Annotated in this window: 16 protein-coding genes; 10 read left to right on the forward strand and 6 right to left on the reverse strand. The window is 64.8% G+C overall.

What is annotated here, in order from left to right; all coding sequences use genetic code 11:
* Positions 1-3: 3 nt before the first annotated feature.
* The 6 genes from KVT32_RS08045 to KVT32_RS08070 all read left to right on the forward strand — a co-directional run bounded on the left by KVT32_RS08045 (position 4) and on the right by KVT32_RS08070 (position 5710).
* Positions 4-519, forward strand: coding sequence for a hypothetical protein (locus KVT32_RS08045; RefSeq protein WP_217617980.1), 516 nt, complete (start codon positions 4-6; stop codon positions 517-519).
* Between the two features lie 161 nt (positions 520-680).
* Positions 681-1769, forward strand: coding sequence for a PAS domain-containing sensor histidine kinase (locus KVT32_RS08050; RefSeq protein WP_217617981.1), 1089 nt, complete (start codon positions 681-683; stop codon positions 1767-1769).
* Complete coding sequence (locus KVT32_RS08055; RefSeq protein WP_217617982.1) at positions 1766-2419, forward strand: response regulator transcription factor; 654 nt, start codon at positions 1766-1768, stop codon at positions 2417-2419. Before KVT32_RS08050 ends, KVT32_RS08055 begins: the two co-directional genes overlap by 4 nt.
* 198 nt (positions 2420-2617) lie before the next feature.
* Entirely contained in the window at positions 2618-3352 is a 735-nt protein-coding gene (locus KVT32_RS08060; protein WP_254636813.1) for a helix-turn-helix domain-containing protein, read from the forward strand.
* A 40-nt stretch (positions 3353-3392) separates the two neighbouring features.
* Positions 3393-3911, forward strand: coding sequence for a hypothetical protein (locus tag KVT32_RS08065; protein ID WP_217617983.1), 519 nt, complete (start codon positions 3393-3395; stop codon positions 3909-3911).
* On the forward strand, positions 3908-5710 hold the full coding sequence (locus KVT32_RS08070) for an alpha/beta hydrolase (protein ID WP_217617984.1): 1803 nt from the start codon (positions 3908-3910) through the stop codon (positions 5708-5710). The genes KVT32_RS08065 and KVT32_RS08070 overlap by 4 nt, the downstream gene beginning before the upstream one ends.
* Before the next feature lie 6 nt (positions 5711-5716).
* On the opposite strand, the gene KVT32_RS08075 is transcribed toward KVT32_RS08070, so the two are convergent.
* The 4 genes from KVT32_RS08075 to KVT32_RS08090 all read right to left on the reverse strand — a co-directional run bounded on the left by KVT32_RS08075 (position 5717) and on the right by KVT32_RS08090 (position 10490).
* Positions 5717-6742 carry an HAD family phosphatase gene (locus tag KVT32_RS08075; RefSeq protein WP_217617985.1) on the reverse strand — a complete coding sequence of 342 codons (1026 nt, stop codon included), beginning with the start codon at positions 6740-6742 and terminating at the stop codon, positions 5717-5719.
* 88 nt (positions 6743-6830) lie between these two features.
* Positions 6831-7973 (reverse strand): formylglycine-generating enzyme family protein, encoded by a 1143-nt coding sequence (locus tag KVT32_RS08080; protein ID WP_217617986.1) that lies wholly within the window; start codon positions 7971-7973, stop codon positions 6831-6833.
* A gap of 56 nt (positions 7974-8029) precedes the next feature.
* Positions 8030-9352: a tetratricopeptide repeat protein gene (locus KVT32_RS08085; RefSeq protein ID WP_175155484.1), complete on the reverse strand. Its 1323-nt coding sequence runs from the start codon at positions 9350-9352 to the stop codon at positions 8030-8032.
* Between the two features lie 133 nt (positions 9353-9485).
* Positions 9486-10490: a hypothetical protein gene (locus KVT32_RS08090; RefSeq protein ID WP_312539017.1), complete on the reverse strand. Its 1005-nt coding sequence runs from the start codon at positions 10488-10490 to the stop codon at positions 9486-9488.
* Between the two features lie 149 nt (positions 10491-10639).
* Here KVT32_RS08090 and KVT32_RS08095 point away from each other — a divergent pair, with 149 nt between their 5' ends.
* A complete protein-coding gene (locus KVT32_RS08095; RefSeq protein WP_217617987.1) occupies positions 10640-12301 on the forward strand; it encodes an arylsulfatase in 1662 nt (553 codons plus the stop codon).
* Positions 12302-12420: 119 nt separating this feature from the next.
* Positions 12421-13356: an SMP-30/gluconolactonase/LRE family protein gene (locus KVT32_RS08100; protein WP_217617988.1), complete on the forward strand. Its 936-nt coding sequence runs from the start codon at positions 12421-12423 to the stop codon at positions 13354-13356.
* A 7-nt stretch (positions 13357-13363) separates the two neighbouring features.
* Here KVT32_RS08100 and KVT32_RS08105 read toward each other — a convergent pair whose 3' ends face one another.
* Positions 13364-13849, reverse strand: coding sequence for a DUF6644 family protein (locus KVT32_RS08105; protein WP_152384455.1), 486 nt, complete (start codon positions 13847-13849; stop codon positions 13364-13366).
* Positions 13850-13862: 13 nt separating this feature from the next.
* Positions 13863-14249, reverse strand: a complete 387-nt coding sequence (locus KVT32_RS08110; protein ID WP_128830281.1) for a DUF6152 family protein — start codon at positions 14247-14249, stop codon at positions 13863-13865.
* Between the two features lie 537 nt (positions 14250-14786).
* On the opposite strand from KVT32_RS08110, the gene KVT32_RS08115 reads away from it, so the two are divergent.
* Positions 14787-16136 (forward strand): APC family permease, encoded by a 1350-nt coding sequence (locus KVT32_RS08115; RefSeq protein ID WP_217617989.1) that lies wholly within the window; start codon positions 14787-14789, stop codon positions 16134-16136.
* Positions 16137-16178: 42 nt separating this feature from the next.
* Positions 16179-17051 carry a methyltransferase domain-containing protein gene (locus KVT32_RS08120; RefSeq protein ID WP_217617990.1) on the forward strand — a complete coding sequence of 291 codons (873 nt, stop codon included), beginning with the start codon at positions 16179-16181 and terminating at the stop codon, positions 17049-17051.
* Positions 17052-17122: the final 71 nt, after the last annotated feature.

Consider the following 17122-nt stretch of genomic DNA (forward strand, 5'->3'; position numbering starts at 1 on the left):
GCCATGCGGATCGGCATCGTCTTTTATTCACGCACCGGCACAGGACGCATCGTGGCCGAGCGGCTGGCATCGATCACGGGATGGGAGGTCCACGAAGTGCGGGATGCATCGTCACGCATCGGGTTGGCTGGCGACCTTCGCTGCGTCACCGATTGCCTCTTCAAGCGCCAACCCGAGATTCGCTATGCCGGCCCTGCCCTGGACCAGTTCGACCACGTGATCCTGATCGCGCCAGTCTGGCTTCGAGCGCTCGCGGCCCCCATGCGCTCGTTCCTGATGACGCAGGGGCGGCTGATCAAGACCTACTCCGTCATTTGCGTGATGTCGGGCTATGGCGGATTCCGGGCTGTCGATGATATCGCCGCCGTCGTGGGCGCAAAGCCCCGCGGCATTCTCCTGCTCAAGCAGTACGACGTGTTGGCCGAAGAGTGCGACGCGTCCCTTTGCCGGTTCAAGGAAAGGACGCTCGCGGCCTGGGAATCGGGCGGGAGCGACTCGCTGCTGTCGGCCGTTGACTAAGCGGCGCTCGGGCACAAGTCCGAGCCCCGCTGACCAGATCCGCCGCCTGCACTAGTGCACGTGGCGGTAGCCCACGCGCGGCGCTCGCCGCTTGCGGAATTGTGTGTTGCAATGGACAAGTTCCCCCTGGAAGGGCGATCCCGGCACCCACATATCCAGCAATGAAGCTCTCCTCTGGCGCGCCTCCGCTGCTCGATATCATCCAGTCCGCCACAGAACCGATCATCACGATCGACGCGTTGCAACACATCGTGATGTTTAACGCTGCGGCGGAACGCGTGTTCATGCTCTCCGCCGACCAGGCCATCGGCGCCAGCGTGGACATCCTGATCCCGTTGCGCTTTCGCGCCGTGCATGCCAAGCATGTCGGCCGCTTCATGACCACCGGAATTTCCGATCGCCAGATGGGCCTGGGCGCGCCGTTATGGGGTCTTCGGTCCAACGGCGAAGAGTTTCCGATGGAGGCTTCGATCTCGCAGACCTGCACCAGCGCCGGCGTGTACCTGTCGATCTTTCTGCGCGACATCACCGAGCGCCAGCGTATCGACCAGGCCTTGAGAGCGTCCCGGGACGAGCTGACCCGTCTGTCCAATGCCCTGCTTCACGTGCGCGAGCAGGAAAAGAAGCACATTGCGCGCGAGCTCCATGACGACCTGGGCCAAAGCCTGACGGCGCTGACGATGGAGCTGTCCCAACTTGAACCGATCCTGGCGTCCGACAACGTCGAGGCACGCGAGCGCGTGCGGTCCATGCGGCAGCTTATCAAAGCCACGTTCAAGTCGCTGCGGCGCATCGCCTCTGACCTGCGGCCCGTCATGCTCGACGACCTTGGACTGGCGGCGTCCGTCGAATGGCTGGTGGCCAATTTCCTTTCGCGCTATGGCGTCGATACGGAATCGGACATCCGGATCGGCCCCGCCGAACCGGCAAAGCAGGTCGCCACCACCCTGTTCCGCGTCGTGCAGGAGGCGCTGACCAACATCGCCAAGCATGCGCAGGCCAGCGCCGTCCAGGTGCGCCTTGTCTGTGACGACTCGCACTGCGCGCTGACCGTGTCCGACAACGGCGTTGGCGCCACACCGGAGAGTCTGGCCAAGAAGCTGCCCCTTTCGCTTGGCCTGCAGGGCATTCGCGAACGGGTCCGCCTGCTGGGCGGTGATGTCTCCGTTCATACCCGCAGGAAAGGCGGGTTTCGCCTCGAGGTGCGCATCCCGGTCCGCCCGCCCGACTCGCAATGGGAGGCGACATGATCAACGTCATGCTTGCCGACGACCATACATTGCTGCGCGAAGGCCTGAGGCGGCTGCTCGAGCAGGCCGCAGACATCCGCGTCGGCGGCGAAGCCGGCAACGGCAACGAAGCGCTTGACCTTCTGGCCAAGGGGCAATGGGATCTTCTGGTGCTGGACATGTCGATGCCCGGGCGCGACGGCGTCGACCTGATCCGGCAGATCAAAAACTCTCATCCGGACGTTCCGATTCTGGTGCTGACGATGCACGGCGAGCAGCAATACGCCGTCCAGGCGATCAAGGCGGGTGCGGCGGGCTACCTGACCAAGGACAGCGCCAGCGAAGAGCTGGTGCAGGCGGTGCGCAAGGTGGCCGGTGGCGGACGGTATCTGAGCCAGTCGCTGGCTGAAAGCATTGCATTTGACCGGTACGGGCATGCGGAATCGCTGCCCCACGCACTCCTTTCCGACCGGGAATTGTCGGTTTTCCGCCATCTGGCGTCGGGCATGAACAATTCGGACATCGCGCAACTGCTGTTCGTGAGCGTCAAGACGGTCAGCACGTATAAAAGCCGGATATTGATCAAGCTGCACTTGCGCAATCAGGCGGATCTGGTCCGTTACGCGATACGGCACCGGCTCGTCGACGATGACGACGCCCCTCCGCGCTGAGCACGCTGTAGGAATTTGCCTACATCTGTAGGCGTCGTCGGCCAAAACGTGGCGATCTGCGCTGATAGCGCACGGCAGCGCGGCATCCGATACTAGCCCCCATCGCGATACCAACAAAGCGATACGGACAAAGCGATACCGACAAGGCGATCGGCCTGCTGCCGCGTCACCGCCACATGCCCCCGAGGAGCCGCGGCCATGGACTCACCCATCGTTGTCACGAACTACACGGACAGTGCGACAGGCGTGTCCGCCGATTGCGACCGTTGCGCCCTGGCCCCGATCTGCCGCGCAGGATTGGACGCGGCCCGGCCTCCCCCGAGCGACATGGTCCGCTGCCGGCGGCTGATTCACCGCGGCGAATCTGTCTACCGCGCGGGGGACGCGTTGCAGAACCTGTATGTGCTGCGGTCAGGGTCGGTGAAGCTGCGCGCGACCAACCGCGCCGGCCTCGAGCAGATCATGGGCTTTCCGTCTGCGGGCGCGTTGCTGGGCCTGGATGCCATCGAGAGCGGCACCCATCGCTGCGATGCCATCGCGCTGGAGGATTCGCTCGTCTGCGTACTGCCGTTCTCGGACATCATGGGCAGATGCCGGGAGGATTTCTCGTGCGCGCAGCAGTTCCATCGCTTGATCGCTCACGATATCGATCAGTACCGGCGGCTGTTGCTGACCCTGGGGTGCATGAAGACCGAGCAGCGGGTCGCCGATTTCCTGGTGGGAATGTCGGACCAGATGTCGGCCAATGGTTACTCTCCCCTCGCCTTCACCTTGAAGATGACGCGCGAGGACATCGCCAATCATCTGGGCATGAAAGTCGAGACGGTCTGCCGCGTGCTGGGCCGCCTGCAGGAGGCCGCGCTGGTCAACGTATCCCGGCGACAGCTCCAGATCCGCGATGTGGATGCGCTGCGGCAGATGAGCAGCGGGTAGGCGTGCCTGCGCCTAGCAGGATGTCGTTCGGAACTTGAGTTTGGTCAACATCCCGGTCGCGGGCAGGCCTATTCTGGCTGGAGCAAGCCGGTCGGCCGCCGAAGTGCCGCGTCGAGCGGTTACACGTGACCTGGAGGATGACCTTATGCAACCCGACTATGAACCCTACGTGGCGCTATACAAATACGGAATTCATTCTGCGCTGGCCGCGGCCACCGGTTATTTCGAATTCGCGCGGCAACTGCGCTCGCTGCAGCTCAAGACCGACAAGGAAATGCTGGCATTCGCTCAGGAAGCCAATGCGCAGGTCAACGCTGCGACGTCTCTGACCGCCATGTGCGCCCTGCACCAGAAATTGATGACGGATCTGATGGGCCGCGAGTTCAGTTATCTGAAGGAAATGGAGAAAATCGCGCGCGAGACATCCACCATGACCGCCGCAGCTCTGCGTGAGAGCAAGAATCCCTGGCAAGAAAGAATGTCGCAGATCGCGGAAAGCACGGCCAAATTCCTGGCCGACGGCAATGCCGTGGCCGCAATGACGCGCGCCAGCCAATGACGCATGTGAGGGCCGCGAAGGCGCATCCGGCCGCGGAATCCGTTACCGACCCGTCGGCATCGGCGCCGCGTGGCGCGGACAACGCGCTGGCGGCGCTGGACTACTTCAAGGCGGCGCTCATCGCGCAGCTGACGGGCGGCATTTCACCAAGCGCCCTTGCGCTCGCGATGGCCGACTGGTTGATCCACCTGGGGGCCGCGCCTGGCAAGCAGATCGGATTGGCGCTGCAGGCGGGAAACGCCATCCAGGCGCTCAGCGCGCATGCCGCGATGGCCCTGGCGGGCCGCCCTCACGTCTGTCCCGAGGCAGCCCTTGACCGCAGGTGCGCCGCGCCGGCCTGGCGGGCTGAACCCTTCCAATATTGGCAGCATTGCTTTTCCGAAGCGCGCAAGTGGTGGGCCGAGGCCACGACGCGTGTGCCGGGAGTCTCCGCCCATCACGCCGACGTCGTTTCCTTCTGCGCAAGCCAATGGTGCGACGTCTTTGCGCCGGCCAACTTTTTCTGGTCCAACCCCGAAGTGATTGAGCGCACGGTGACCGACAAGGGCCTGAACCTGGTTCAAGGGATGGGACATCTGGCAGAGGACGTGCGGCACAGGCTGTTGGGCCTGCCGGAACCCGGCCTGGAACGGTTCGAGGTGGGCGTCAACGTGGCGGTGACCCCCGGCACGGTGGTGTACCGCAATCACTTGATCGAACTGATCCAGTACGCGCCCTCGACGCCGCAGGTGCGTCCGGAGCCCATTTTGATCACGCCGGCGTGGATCATGAAGTACTACGTGCTGGATCTGTCGCCTGAAAATTCCCTGATCCGCTACCTGGTGGCGCAAGGGTTCACGGTGTTCTGCATCTCATGGCGCAACGTCGATGCGCGCGACCGCGACCTCTCCCTGGACGACTACCGGCGCCTGGGCTTCATGGCGGCAATGGCGGCGGTCAATCGATGCGTGCCCGGCCAGCGCGTGCATGCGGTTGGGTACTGCCTGGGCGGCACGCTGCTGGCCATCGCGGCCGCGACCATGGCAGGCGACGCGGACGACCGCCTTGCCACGATCTCCCTGCTCGCGGCGCAGACCGACTTTACCGAGCCCGGTGGCCTGGGCTTGTACATCGACGCGAGCGAGGTGCACATGCTGGAAAGCGTCATGTGGGCGCAAGGCTACCTGTCCGCCGGGCAAATGGCTGCGGCCTTCCAGTCCTTGCGGCCCATCGAGGATGTCGCCAGCCGCGCGGTGCAGACCTATTTTCTGGGTCAGCGCATCCTTCCGAACGACCTCGTCGCCTGGAATGCCGATTCGACGCGCATGCCGTACCGGATGCATGCGGAGTATCTGCGCAAACTGTTTCTGAACAACGAACTGGCGGCCGGACGATTCGAGGTGAACGGCCGCACGATTGCCTTGCGCAACATCCGCACGCCCATCTTTGCGCTGGGTGCGGTCAACGATCACATCGCGCCCTGGCGTTCCGTATTCAAGATCCATTACCTGACGGACGCGGACATACGCTACGTCTTGACCAGCGGCGGCCATAATGCCGGCGTCGTGAGCGAGCCGGGGCATCCGGGCCGCTGGCACCGGCTTTCCGCGGGGCCGAAGGATGATCTGCGCGCGGGTCCGGACGAATGGCTGGCCGCGACCATGCAATGCGGGGGATCGTGGTGGCCGACGTGGACCGAGTGGCTGGCGCATCGCTCAGGGCCCTTGCGGCCCGCACCGTCCGGCGTTGCCGGGCGGCGGCCCGACGACGATCCTGGCGCGCCGATGGCCGCGCCGGGCAGCTATGTCATGCAGAAATGACGCGTCTCAAGGCCACGGTTGCGCGTAGATCCGTTTCCACTCCTTCTCCATGTCCACGACCGTCCAGCCTCGGGCGGGCGCCTCGTCCAGCGCCTTGTCGAGCCGGCCCACGCTGGAGTGCCGGTCGTAGGCCCACTCGCGCTTGGCGTCGGTGTGGTGCACGATGCCTCCGAAGCGTCTGCCTGGCCCGGTCGTCGTCCACTGCAGCATCTGCAAGTCGCCGTCGGAATTGCCGAACGCCATGATCGGACGCTTGCCGATATGGCGCTGGATCGCCACGGGCTTGCCCGGGCCGTCGTTGTTGAAGTCCAGCTTGGGCAGCCGCATGAGTTCGAATCCACTGCCGCTCGTCACGAATTCGCTGCCAAACAGGGTGCCAATCACCTGTTCGGGCGGGATGCCGTAGGCCTGCGCGGTCCAGGCGCGCATGAACTCCGTTTCCCCGCCCGACACAATGTAGGTCGTGAAACCGTTGGCGCGCAGGTAGTCCAGCAGTTCGCGCATCGGCATGTACGTCATGCTGTCGTAGGGCAGCTTGGTGCGCGGGTGGCGGGCGGTGTCCAGCCACTGGTCCACGCGCTGCGTGTACTGGCCCACCGGCATGCCGGTGTTGGTTGCCAGCAAGATCTCCATCATGCCGTGCACGCCCGATCGGGCCACGGCCTCGTGGTCGCCCTGCAGCACTGCCATGAAAGGCGGGCGGGTATACCAGTCCGGATGTGACGGCGCCAGCGCATGCACTTCATCCATCGAGAACATGACCTGGAAGTAGATGGGCTTCTCGCTCCACAGCGTGCCGTCGTTGTCGAACACCGCGATGCGGTCCTCGGCGGGCACGAATTCCGGGCTGGCCGGGTCGGTGACCGCCTTCACGAACGCCACGATCGCCGTGCGGGAGGGGCCATCGGTCCAGGACAACAACCCGGCTTGGCTCTCGCGGCCGGATGACGCGCACCCGGCCAGCAGGAAAAGAATCCACAGCCAGATCCAGGCGAGCCGACGCGCATATTGGTGTTCGAATGAAGCGTGCATGATCTTCCCCGGAATGCGCGCAACGCGCGCGTGCCCTGCCAGACCGGCGGCAATTGCCTGCCCTGCCCGCTTCCTGCCTGCCGCACACTCAACGGCTGGCGATGCTGCCCTGCGCTGCCTGCGCCATCTTCCATTGCTGCGGCGTCATGACGGTTCGGAACCCGATGTGGGACATGGGATTGAGCGGGTCCGTGCCGCGCCGTGCGCTGGCGCGGTAGCTGATGCAATAGGTATCGCTGCACAGAAAGGACCCGCCCCGGGTCACGCGCTTGGGCGCCGATGCCGGCATGCCGGGTTCATCAGGGTCGAAGCTGTTCGCCGGTCCGGCGGGGTCTTGCGGCGGCTGGCGATATTGCGCCTGAATCCTGAAAGCGTCCGCGCGGTACCAGTCCGACGTCCATTGCCAGACGTTCCCGGCCATGTCGTACAAGCCATAGCCATTGGGCGAAAAACTGCCCACGGGCGTGGTGCCGACCTGCACTTTTTCATCTTTCACGACCGGAAACGGTTGCGCCTGGCGCGTGTCCCAGATGTTTGCCATGGCCCGGCCTTGCGGCGACAGCTCGTTGCCCCACGTGTAGGTCGCCTGCGCGAGGCCGCCTCGCGCGGCGAACTCCCATTCGGCTTCGGTCGCAAGCCGCTTGCCCGTCCACTTGGCGTAGGCCAGCGCATCTTCATAAGACACCTGCACCACCGGATGGTCGTCCTTGCCGGCGATGGTGCTGTGCGGCCCCTCGGGATGCCGCCAATTCGCGCTGGGAACAAAACGCCACCAGCGCGAGTAGTCTCGCAGCGACACCTCGGTTTGCGTGCCGACGAACACCATGGCGCCCGCCTGCAACGCACTGTCATCCGGACGTGGCGTCCCCGCGGGAAGCTGGACGCGCAGGTCTTCCCAGCGCGGCTTTTTCTCGGCGGTCGTGACATAGCCGGTCGCCTCGACAAAGCGGCGGAATTGCGCGTTGGTGACATCATGAACGTCCATCCAGAACCCGCTCACGCGCACCTTGTGCGCCGGCCGCTCATTCGGTTGCGACATCTGATGATCGTTGCCCATCAGGAACTCATGGCCGGGGATCCACGCCATTCCCGCCGGGCCTTGCTTGCCGTCTCCCAGCTTGACGACGGGAACGTCCTTCGCGGGCGCGGAGACCGCGACATAGGCGCCGATGGCGCCTGCCGTGCAAAGGATGGCTGCCACTGCAATTCCAATACTGGCTCGTCTTTTCATGCGCTTTCTCCGTCAGGCGCGCATAGCCGGCACCAGGCCGCCGTGCGTGCCGCCACCTACAGCGCTGCGGCCCGCGCGGCAAGCGCGCGGTTGCCCGCGCTGCCGGGCTTGAGGGCCATGCGTTCGGCAGTCAGCACCTTGGCCAGAGAGCGCGCGCCGTCTCGCAACGCCGCTTCCACCAATGTCAGCGCCAGCACGTCGCGCTGCGCGTGGCTGCCGCCGAATCGATGCGCAATAAGGCGCACGTCCCGCAGCAGGTTGACGGCAAGCGCGTAGTCTTGCCGGGCGAACGCGGCCAGCGCGTGCGCCACCGGCAATCCCACATCCCGGGTCATCATCGCGTTCGTGCCCGTGCCGTCCGCGGCCGTTTCCATCGACTCGATGAGCGCCTGGGCGGCAGCGCCGTCACCCGCGCCCAGATAGGCCATCAGCGCATGCACGTCATTGAAGGCGTAGAACCCCGCGCCGCCACGCGTCTGCCAGACATCGGCAAGTTGGCGCCATCGCGAGCCGGCATCCACGCCTCGCAAATGCAGACGCCACAGCATGGCGGAGGCGTCGATCAGATCCAGCACCTGGCCCGTGGAAGCTTCGCGCAGCCTGCTGTCGTACAACGCCAGCACGTCGCCAATCTCGTCGCGATCCAGCTGAAACAGAGCCAGATGCCACCAGTTGTGGATGGCCAGCATGTTGTCCTCGGACCAGTCGCCCCGTCTTCCGTTCAGCCAGGCGATACCCTCGTCGATCCGGCCCTGCATTTCCAGGACGTGGGCGACGGCGTGCACGGCCCAGGGATCGCGCGGGTTGAGCTCTAGCGCGCGGCGCCCTTGCGCCTCGGCCGGGCCGTAGAGATTCGTCTCTTCCAAGCCGAACGCATGCATGCCCAAGACGTAGCCGTAGTCGGGCATCGAGCGGTCCCAGGCGGGCAGGATGCCGGCGACGCGGTCGCGCAGCATGGTCGAGCGGCCGAGCAGGAAATCGCCAATGTGGCCAACCTGCAGCGCCAGCGTGTCGTGCGGATAGTCGGCAAGGATGTCGGCATAGCGCCGCAAGGATCGGGAGAACTCCCCGTCGAGCCAGGCGCGGGCCGCGGCGGCGTGGCGGCGTTCGCGATCGTTGGCAATGTCGTAGAGCGCTTCGGCGGCTTGCACGCTTTCGCGCAGCAGCGGTTCGACGCATTTGTCGCTGGCGGTGATCATCATTCCCGCGCGCAGCAGATGGCCCATCACGAAAACGGGGTCATCGGCCAAGGCCTCGTCAATGACGCCCAGCGGATCGCCGTAGTAGCCATGAAACAAGCTTTGCGCCCGCTCGTAGGCGGCCATTGATGCCGGTTCATCGCTGGAAACCGGGTTGCCCCGTACATCGCTCAGCGCCATGGTGGTCTCCCAGAGGCCGGCCCGCGACGGGCTGGGAAAATCTTCAAAAATATAAGCATGGTTGCGGCGTTCCGGCAAAGCGCAGTTGCGCTAGTGCGGTTGCACCGGACGCGCAGGCCCCCGCTACCCGATGTCAGTGACTGCCGTCCGGAGTGCCCATGCTTGCCCGCTGCGCGACCAGCAAGGCGTCGCTCTGGTCGATGCGTATCGTGCCGATCCGCGGAAATTCGAAGTCGACGATGATGTAGAGCGCCGCGGTCATCACCACGGCATAGATGCACTGATGCAGCAACGTTTGCCGTTTGGCGGCCGCCAGATTCACGCCCACCAGAAACGCGCCCGTCAACGCCAGAAAGCCCAGGAACACGTACGCCGCGAGCGGTGGATGCACCTTCTGGGCGGCGGAGAGCGAGGTCGCGGCGTCGAACATGTCGTTCACGGCGGCGACGTACGACGCGGCCAGCGGCGGCGGTACGCCGTTTTTCGCCGCGGCGATCGACGCGCGCCAGATATCCTGCTGCAGCGCGGACGCCTTGGCCGCAATGCCGGCGCGCGCGGTCACATCCGCGACATGGCGCTCATACAGGATCCGCTGGTCGACGTAATCGCGGAAGTGTCCACGGACGGTGGACTGGTCGGCAGCATCCAGCAGGTCGATGCGCAGCCAGGCCGTGCCGATGGCGTTGACTTCCTGAATCACCAGATTGCGCCGCTCGGCCATGCGCTGCGCGGCGCCCGAAAAGGTAAACGCCACCAGCAGTCCCAGCAGCGCAAACACCGAGGCCTCGATGGCGGCCACGCCCGCCCCTCCCTTCTCCTGCTGCCTTGCGCCCAGTCGCTTTCCCAACGCAATGGCGCAAAACAGCGCCAAGAAAAACCCCATCGCCAGTCCCGCCAGGAGAAACGAGTAGCCCATGAGAACCCCGCACGTCCGGTCACCGAGATGCGCCCGCCGCCCGCTTGCCAACGCGCGCCGGGACGGAACAACGATACGGGCTACGTGCCTCGTCTGGCAACGCTGCGGCACAGCCGCCGGCCGTGCCCGCCACGCCAATACGAAGGGGGGGTGCTCGCGCTCTGGTCTGCGCGGATCAGCGGCGCGGCATTCTGCGCGCGCGGCCAAGAATTCCGTTGACATATGTGGACTTAGGATGAAAATTATTGCGGTTCAGCCATGCGAATCGCGCATCCCGGCATGAACGCTCCCCCCAAGTACGTAGGCCAATGTGAACCGCACGGTTTGCAGCGTCGTGCGGTTGGTTTCACTCTCAAACAGCGGAGTTGAAAATGGCGACCAAACGAACTTTCACTTGCGGTGCCGCAGCGCTTTTCCTGGCCAGCGCGGTGCTTTGCGCACCGGCTGTCGCGCAGGACCCGCGCAAACCCAACATCATCCTTCTCGTGTCGGACGACACCGGACTTGGCGATCTCGGTCCGTATGGCGGCGGCATCGGGCGCGGCATGCCGACGCCCAACATCGACCGGCTGTCGAGCGAAGGCATGACCTTCTTTTCGTTCTATGCGCAGCCCAGTTGCACCCCCGGCCGCGCGGCCATGCAGACCGGCCGCATTCCCAATCGCAGCGGCATGACGACCGTGGCGTTCCAAGGCCAGGGCGGCGGTTTGCCCGCAGCGGAGTGGACGCTGGGATCGGTGCTCAAGACCGCGGGCTACAAGACGTTCTTCACCGGCAAGTGGCACCTGGGCGAAGCCGACTATGCCCTGCCCAACGCGCAGGGCTATGACGAGATGAAGTACGCCGGCCTCTATCACTTGAATGCCTACACCTACGCCGATCCCACCTGGTTTCCTGACATGCCCGCCGACGTGCGGGAAATGTTCCAGCGGGTCACCAAGGGTGCGCTGTCCGGCAACGCGGGAGAGAAAGCGCGCGAGGAATTCAAGATCAACGGCCAGTACGTCGACACGCCCATGGTGAACGGCCGTGAAGGCGTCGTCGGGATTCCGTTCTTCGACCGCTACGTGGAGAAGGCATCGCTCGACTACCTGGAGCGCAACGCCAAGTCCGAGCAGCCGTTCTTCATGAGCATCAACTTCATGAAGGTGCACCAGCCCAACATGCCGGATCCGGACTACATCCACAAGTCCCTGTCCAAGAGCAAGTACGCGGACTCGGTCGTGGAGCTGGATTCTCGCATCGGCCGCATCATGGACAAGATCCGCGAGCTGGGCTTGGACAAAAACACGCTGGTGTTCTACACGACGGACAACGGCGCCTGGCAGGATGTCTATCCCGACGCGGGCTACACGCCGCTGCGCGGCACCAAGGGCACGGTGCGGGAAGGCGGCAACCGGGTGCCAGCCATCGCCTGGATGCCGGGCAAGATCGCGGCGGGCGTCAAGGATCACAGCCTGGTGGGCGGCCTGGACCTGATGGCAACCTTTGCCGCGGTGGCGGGCGTGAAACTGCCCACGAATGACCGCGAGGACAAGCCGATCATCTTCGACAGCTACGACATGACGCCCGTGCTCTTCGGCACCGGAAAGTGCGATCGCAAGGCGTGGTTCTATTTCACGGAAAACGAACTGTCGCCGGGCGCCGTGCGCGTGGCCAACTACAAGGCGGTGTTCAACCTGCGCGGCGACGACGGCGCGGTGACCGGCGGACTGGCCGTGGACACGAACCTGGGCTGGAAAGGCGCAGAGTCCTACGTCGCGACGGTGCCCCAGGTATTCGATTTGTGGGCCGATCCGCAGGAGCGCTACGACATTTTCATGAGCAACGTCACCGAACGGACGTGGACGATGGTCATGATCAACGATGCCGTTGCCCCGCTGATGAAGACCTACATCGACTATCCGCCCCGCAAGATGCAGAGCGAAGGCTATACCGGTCCGCTGACGCTGTCGGCCTACGAGCGGTTCCAGTACATCCGCGAAAGCCTGGCCAAGGACGGCTTCACCCTGTCATTGCCCAGCGGTAACTGACGCCCGGCGCCGCCCGCGCTCGGACGATGGGCAGTCCAGGCAGGCGGCTTGCTGCTGACGATGGATGGGCACGGCGGCGCCACCCCGGCAAGCTGCCGCCGGCCTATACAGGAGGCTATATGTGGGAACCCACCGAGCGCTATCCCGATCCGGCCATTGAGGTCCTGGATCCCCGATTCCAGACGATCCGGCTCACCAACGCCGGCGTCGAACGATTGGCGAGCGGCATCCGGTACGGCGAAGGCCCGGTGTGGTTCGGTGACGCGAGGTGCCTGGTCTGGAGCGACATCCCCAATAACCGCCTGATGCGCTGGGACGAGGAAACGGGCGCCGTATCGGTGCACCGCAAGCCCTCCGGGTACATCAACGGCAACACGCGCGACCGTCAAGGCCGGCTGGTCAGCTGCGAACATGGCGGTCGACGCGTGGTCCGCACCGAATACGATGGCTCGCTGACGGTGCTGGCCGACCGTTTCGAGGGCAAGCGCTTGAACGCGCCGAACGACGTTGTCGTGCACAGCGATGGGTCGGTCTGGTTCTCCGACCCGCTATTCGGGATTCTCTCCAACTACGAAGGCTTTCAGGCGCAACCCGAGCTGCCGACGCATGTTTACCGTCTGGAGCCGGACTCCGGCCGGCTGGACGCCGTGGTAAGCAGCATCCACAACCCTAACGGCTTGTGTTTTTCTCCGGACGAGCGACTGCTGTATGTCGTGGACAACGGTTCGACGCCGAATCGCATCCTGGTCTACGCGGTGGGACAGGACGGGTCGCTGGACGACGGCCGCACCTTTGTCGAGGCAAGCACCGACGCGATTCCCGACGGCATACGTTGTGACACCGACGGCAATGTCTGGGCGGGCTGGGGCCCGGGCCCGGCGTTGAGCGGGGTGATGGTATTTGCGCCCGACGCCACGGCCATCGGCCGCATCGCCCTGCCCGATCGGTGCGCCAACCTGTGTTTTGGCGGAGCGCGCCGCAATCGGCTGTTCATGGTCACCGGGCAGTGTCTCTTCGCGCTGTATGTGAATGCGCAGGGGGTCGGGTACTGCTGATGCCTGGCTATAGAAAGCCGATCCAGCGCCCCGCCACCAGGCAGCCCAGCCACAGCACCAGAGAGGCCGCCGCCTGAATGCGCAGCGCGGGCGACGGCGGACTTCCATTTGCCACGCTTGCCCAAGCCCTGCCCCGATTCACCAGCCAGGCGTTGACCGCGCCCGCCGCCAGCAAGCCCATCTTGGTCAGGAATGCCGGGTTGTACAGGTAGTCGAGCGGCCGCACCGAAAACAGCAGCGCCCCCGTCACCATCGCCAATGCCAAGCCCGTTGCGGCCGTGCGCGCCAAGACGGGCGCCAGGACGGCCAGCGCACCCGGCTTGAGTACGCCGAGCAGGCGCAGATCCAGCGGAATGATCGAACCGATCAGTAGACCCATGGCGACGATATGGGCGGCGTTGACGAGCAGATAGAGAACGCCGGACCGGCGCAGCCACAGCGCTGGCGGCACGGATTGAAGCTGTTCAAGCGCAAGTCGTAGCAGGTCAGGCATCCACGGCCCGCGGTCAGGGCTTCTTGATGCGGCTGGGATAGATATCGTAGGTCTTGCCGCCAACGGTCACCTGGACCGCCTTCATGCGCTTGGCGGCGGCGTCCTGGTCTCGGTTGCCGACGGCGGTGATGGCATCTCCAGGTTTGGCGGAGCCTTCCACGAAACCGGCTTCCTTCGTCTGATTCGGATTGCCAAGCTCGACGGTCCAGACGCCATCCTTGGCCCGCACCTTGAGCGAGGGGTGCGGTGGCGCGATCTGCACCTGCTCGACCGTGCCTTGCAGCGTCATCTGTTCGGATTCGGCCCACGACCAGCCGTGATGCGCCAAGGCCGATGGGGCAGCCCCGGTCATGGCGGACAGCGCCAAGGCGGCAAACAACGCGTGTCGGGAAAGCTTCATGTCGATGCTCCTGTGATTGCGGTGGCATGCCGTTCCCCGCGCCGCGACGCAGGGTTGAGCGCACGAAAAAGCAGGATAGCAGCGCGTTTCCAACGTGCGTGGGAATTTATTGAACGCGCGCGGACAAAAAAACGTCAGCCGTACTTAAGAAATTACTTTAGATATTCAACTTCAACTATGAATTTTTCATTGGATATACTTTCGTTCAATATCAATAGCTTGAAGACTAAATATCAGGCATTACATCAATAATGAAAGCTGCTGATACCTGTTTTTGGATGACACCCGGACCCAGGAAAACCCTGCGGAACTTTCCGCCGCCGGCCACGGTCGCTTTATGTTCAGGCAATTGTCAGCATATGCCGACATTTGCCCTGAGCATCCGTCCGCGCGTCCACCCCGGGAGAATTGCATGTCATCGCTCCGCTCGCGTTTGCCCGCGAATGTGTCCATCACCCTCACCACGCGCCCCCCGGATTTCCCGCTTGTCCCCCGCCTGCCGCTACGCGCCAATCCATGTCTGCGGCGCGCTCTCCCATGAGCGCCGTCCCTGATACGGTAAACAGCCGCGCGCCCACTGGCCTGTCGGTCATGGACGCGACCATGGTCCTTGTTGGCGTGGTCATCGGCATCGGCATCTTCGGTTTTCCCCCTCTGGTCGCGCAGCACGCGCATTCGGAAGCGGTGTATATCGGCCTCTGGTGCGCGGGCGGACTCGTCATGCTGGTCGGGGCGCTTTGCTACGCGGAACTCGGCTCGGCGTATCCCGGAGCAGGCGGCGAGTACCTTTATCTGACCCGCGCTTGGGGACGGCGCGTCGGGCTGATGTTCGCCTGGGCGCGATGCTCCGTCATCCAGACCGGCGCGATCGCAGTGGTGGCATTCATCTACGGGGATTACGCGCAACGGCTTCTGCCCCTGGGATCCCTGGGCCCCGCTGTGCACGCGGCCATCTCCGTCGTCGTTCTGACGGGCCTGAACATGATCGGCACGCGTTATTCCAAACGGCTGCAATGGGTTTTCACGGTACTGACCTTGATTGCGCTTGCCGCGGTGCTGATCGCCAGCCTGACCGCGTCGGGCGGCGAGTCTGTCACTGCTGCTTCACCGGCCCCGCTGTCGGGCAATACCGCCGGGCTGCTCGGCATGGGGATGGTCTTCGTGCTGCTGACCTACGGCGGCTGGAACGAGGCCGCGTATCTCAGCGGCGAACTGCGCGATCCCGGGCGCAACATGAGCCGGGTGCTGCTCATCGGCACGGCGGTGGTCACCGCCGCCTACGTGCTGACCAACATCGCGCTGCTTGAGATCTTCGGGCTACAGGGACTGCGGGACACGCCCGCCCTGGGTGCCGAGGTCATGCAGCTGGCCGCAGGACCCTATGCGGCGGCGCTGCTCAGCCTGACCATCTGCGCCACGGCGCTCAGCACCATCAACGGCACCATCATTACCGGCGCGCGGGTGTACTACGCGCTGGGCCGCGACGTGCCCCGGCTGCAGGCACTGGCGGGCTGGAGCGCGCGCAACGAGACGCCTGTCAGCGCGCTAGTCGTTCAAGGCGTGATCACCCTTGCGCTGGTGGCGCTGGGCGCGTTCAGCCAGAACAGCGTGCAGACCATGGTGGCCTACACGGCGCCGGTGTTCTGGCTTTTCATGACGCTGGTCGCCGCCTCCGTCTGGCGCCTGCGCCGCCTGGACCCGGACCGCCCTCGTCCTTTTCGCGTTCCGCTCTTTCCGCTGCCCCCCTTGCTGCTGGCGCTGACTTGCGCCGGACTGGTGGTGTCCAGCGCCATGTATGCCGGCGCGGGCGCCCTGATCGGGCTGGCGGTGCTAGCGGCCGGCGCGCCACTGCTGCGCCTGCTCAAGCCCGCCCAGGCCGCAAGCTGACTGGCTCTTCCCCTATCCTCCACCGTCCAAGGAACCTTCACCATGCCACGCTCCCTCGACCATTCGAAAACCGCGTCCCAGGTATTCACCCCGCGCCTGCGCCTTGCGATGCTGGCCTCGGCGATGGCGTTCACGCTGCTGAGCGCGGGCGCCGCCATAGCGCAGACTGCCACTGCGCCCGCCAAGGCCGGCGTCCAGAAAGCCTACGTGCCCGACGTCGGCCAGGAAGGCAAGGACGTCATTTGGGTCCCTACCCCGCAGACCCTGGTGGACAAGATGCTGGACATTGCCAAGGTCACACCCAAGGACCGGCTGATGGACCTGGGCTCGGGCGACGGTCGCACGGTCATCACGGCCGCACAGCGCGGGCTGACCGCGCAAGGCATCGAATACAACCCGGATCTCGTCGAGCTGTCGCGCCAAAATGCCCAGCGCGCGGGCGTGGCCGACCGCGCCACGTTCGTGGCGCAAGACCTTTTCACCACAGATCTGTCCAAGGCCGATGTGATCACGATGTTCCTGCTCTCGACCATCAACGAGAAGCTGCGGCCCAAACTACTGGAGCTGCCAGCCGGCACGCGCGTGGTGTCAAACACCTTCCGCATGGGCGACTGGGAGCCGGATGCCTCGGAAACCGTTACCGATAACTGCCAGACCTATTGCACGGCGCTCCTGTGGATCGTGCCGGCCAAGGTGCAGGGCAAATGGGATCTGGGCGGGCAGACGCTGCAGCTTGACCAGCACTACCAGATGCTCTCGGGCAAGCTGGGGTCCGTGCCGATCTCCGACGCCCGGATGGACGGCAAGTCGATCACCTTCACCGCCAATGGCGTGCGCTACGCGGGCGAGGTAAACGGCCGCAGCATGAGCGGAAGCGCGGCCGGCAAGGGGGAATGGCAGGCCAAGCGGATCTGATCGATGCCCTTGCCGCGGGGCGCGGCCTTTCGAATGCCGCGTCGCGTTGACCATGGCTGCCGTCATGCAAT

This window comes from Achromobacter sp. GbtcB20 (assembly GCF_019091095.1).
In the GTDB taxonomy this organism is placed as follows: domain Bacteria; phylum Pseudomonadota; class Gammaproteobacteria; order Burkholderiales; family Burkholderiaceae_B; genus Achromobacter; species Achromobacter mucicolens.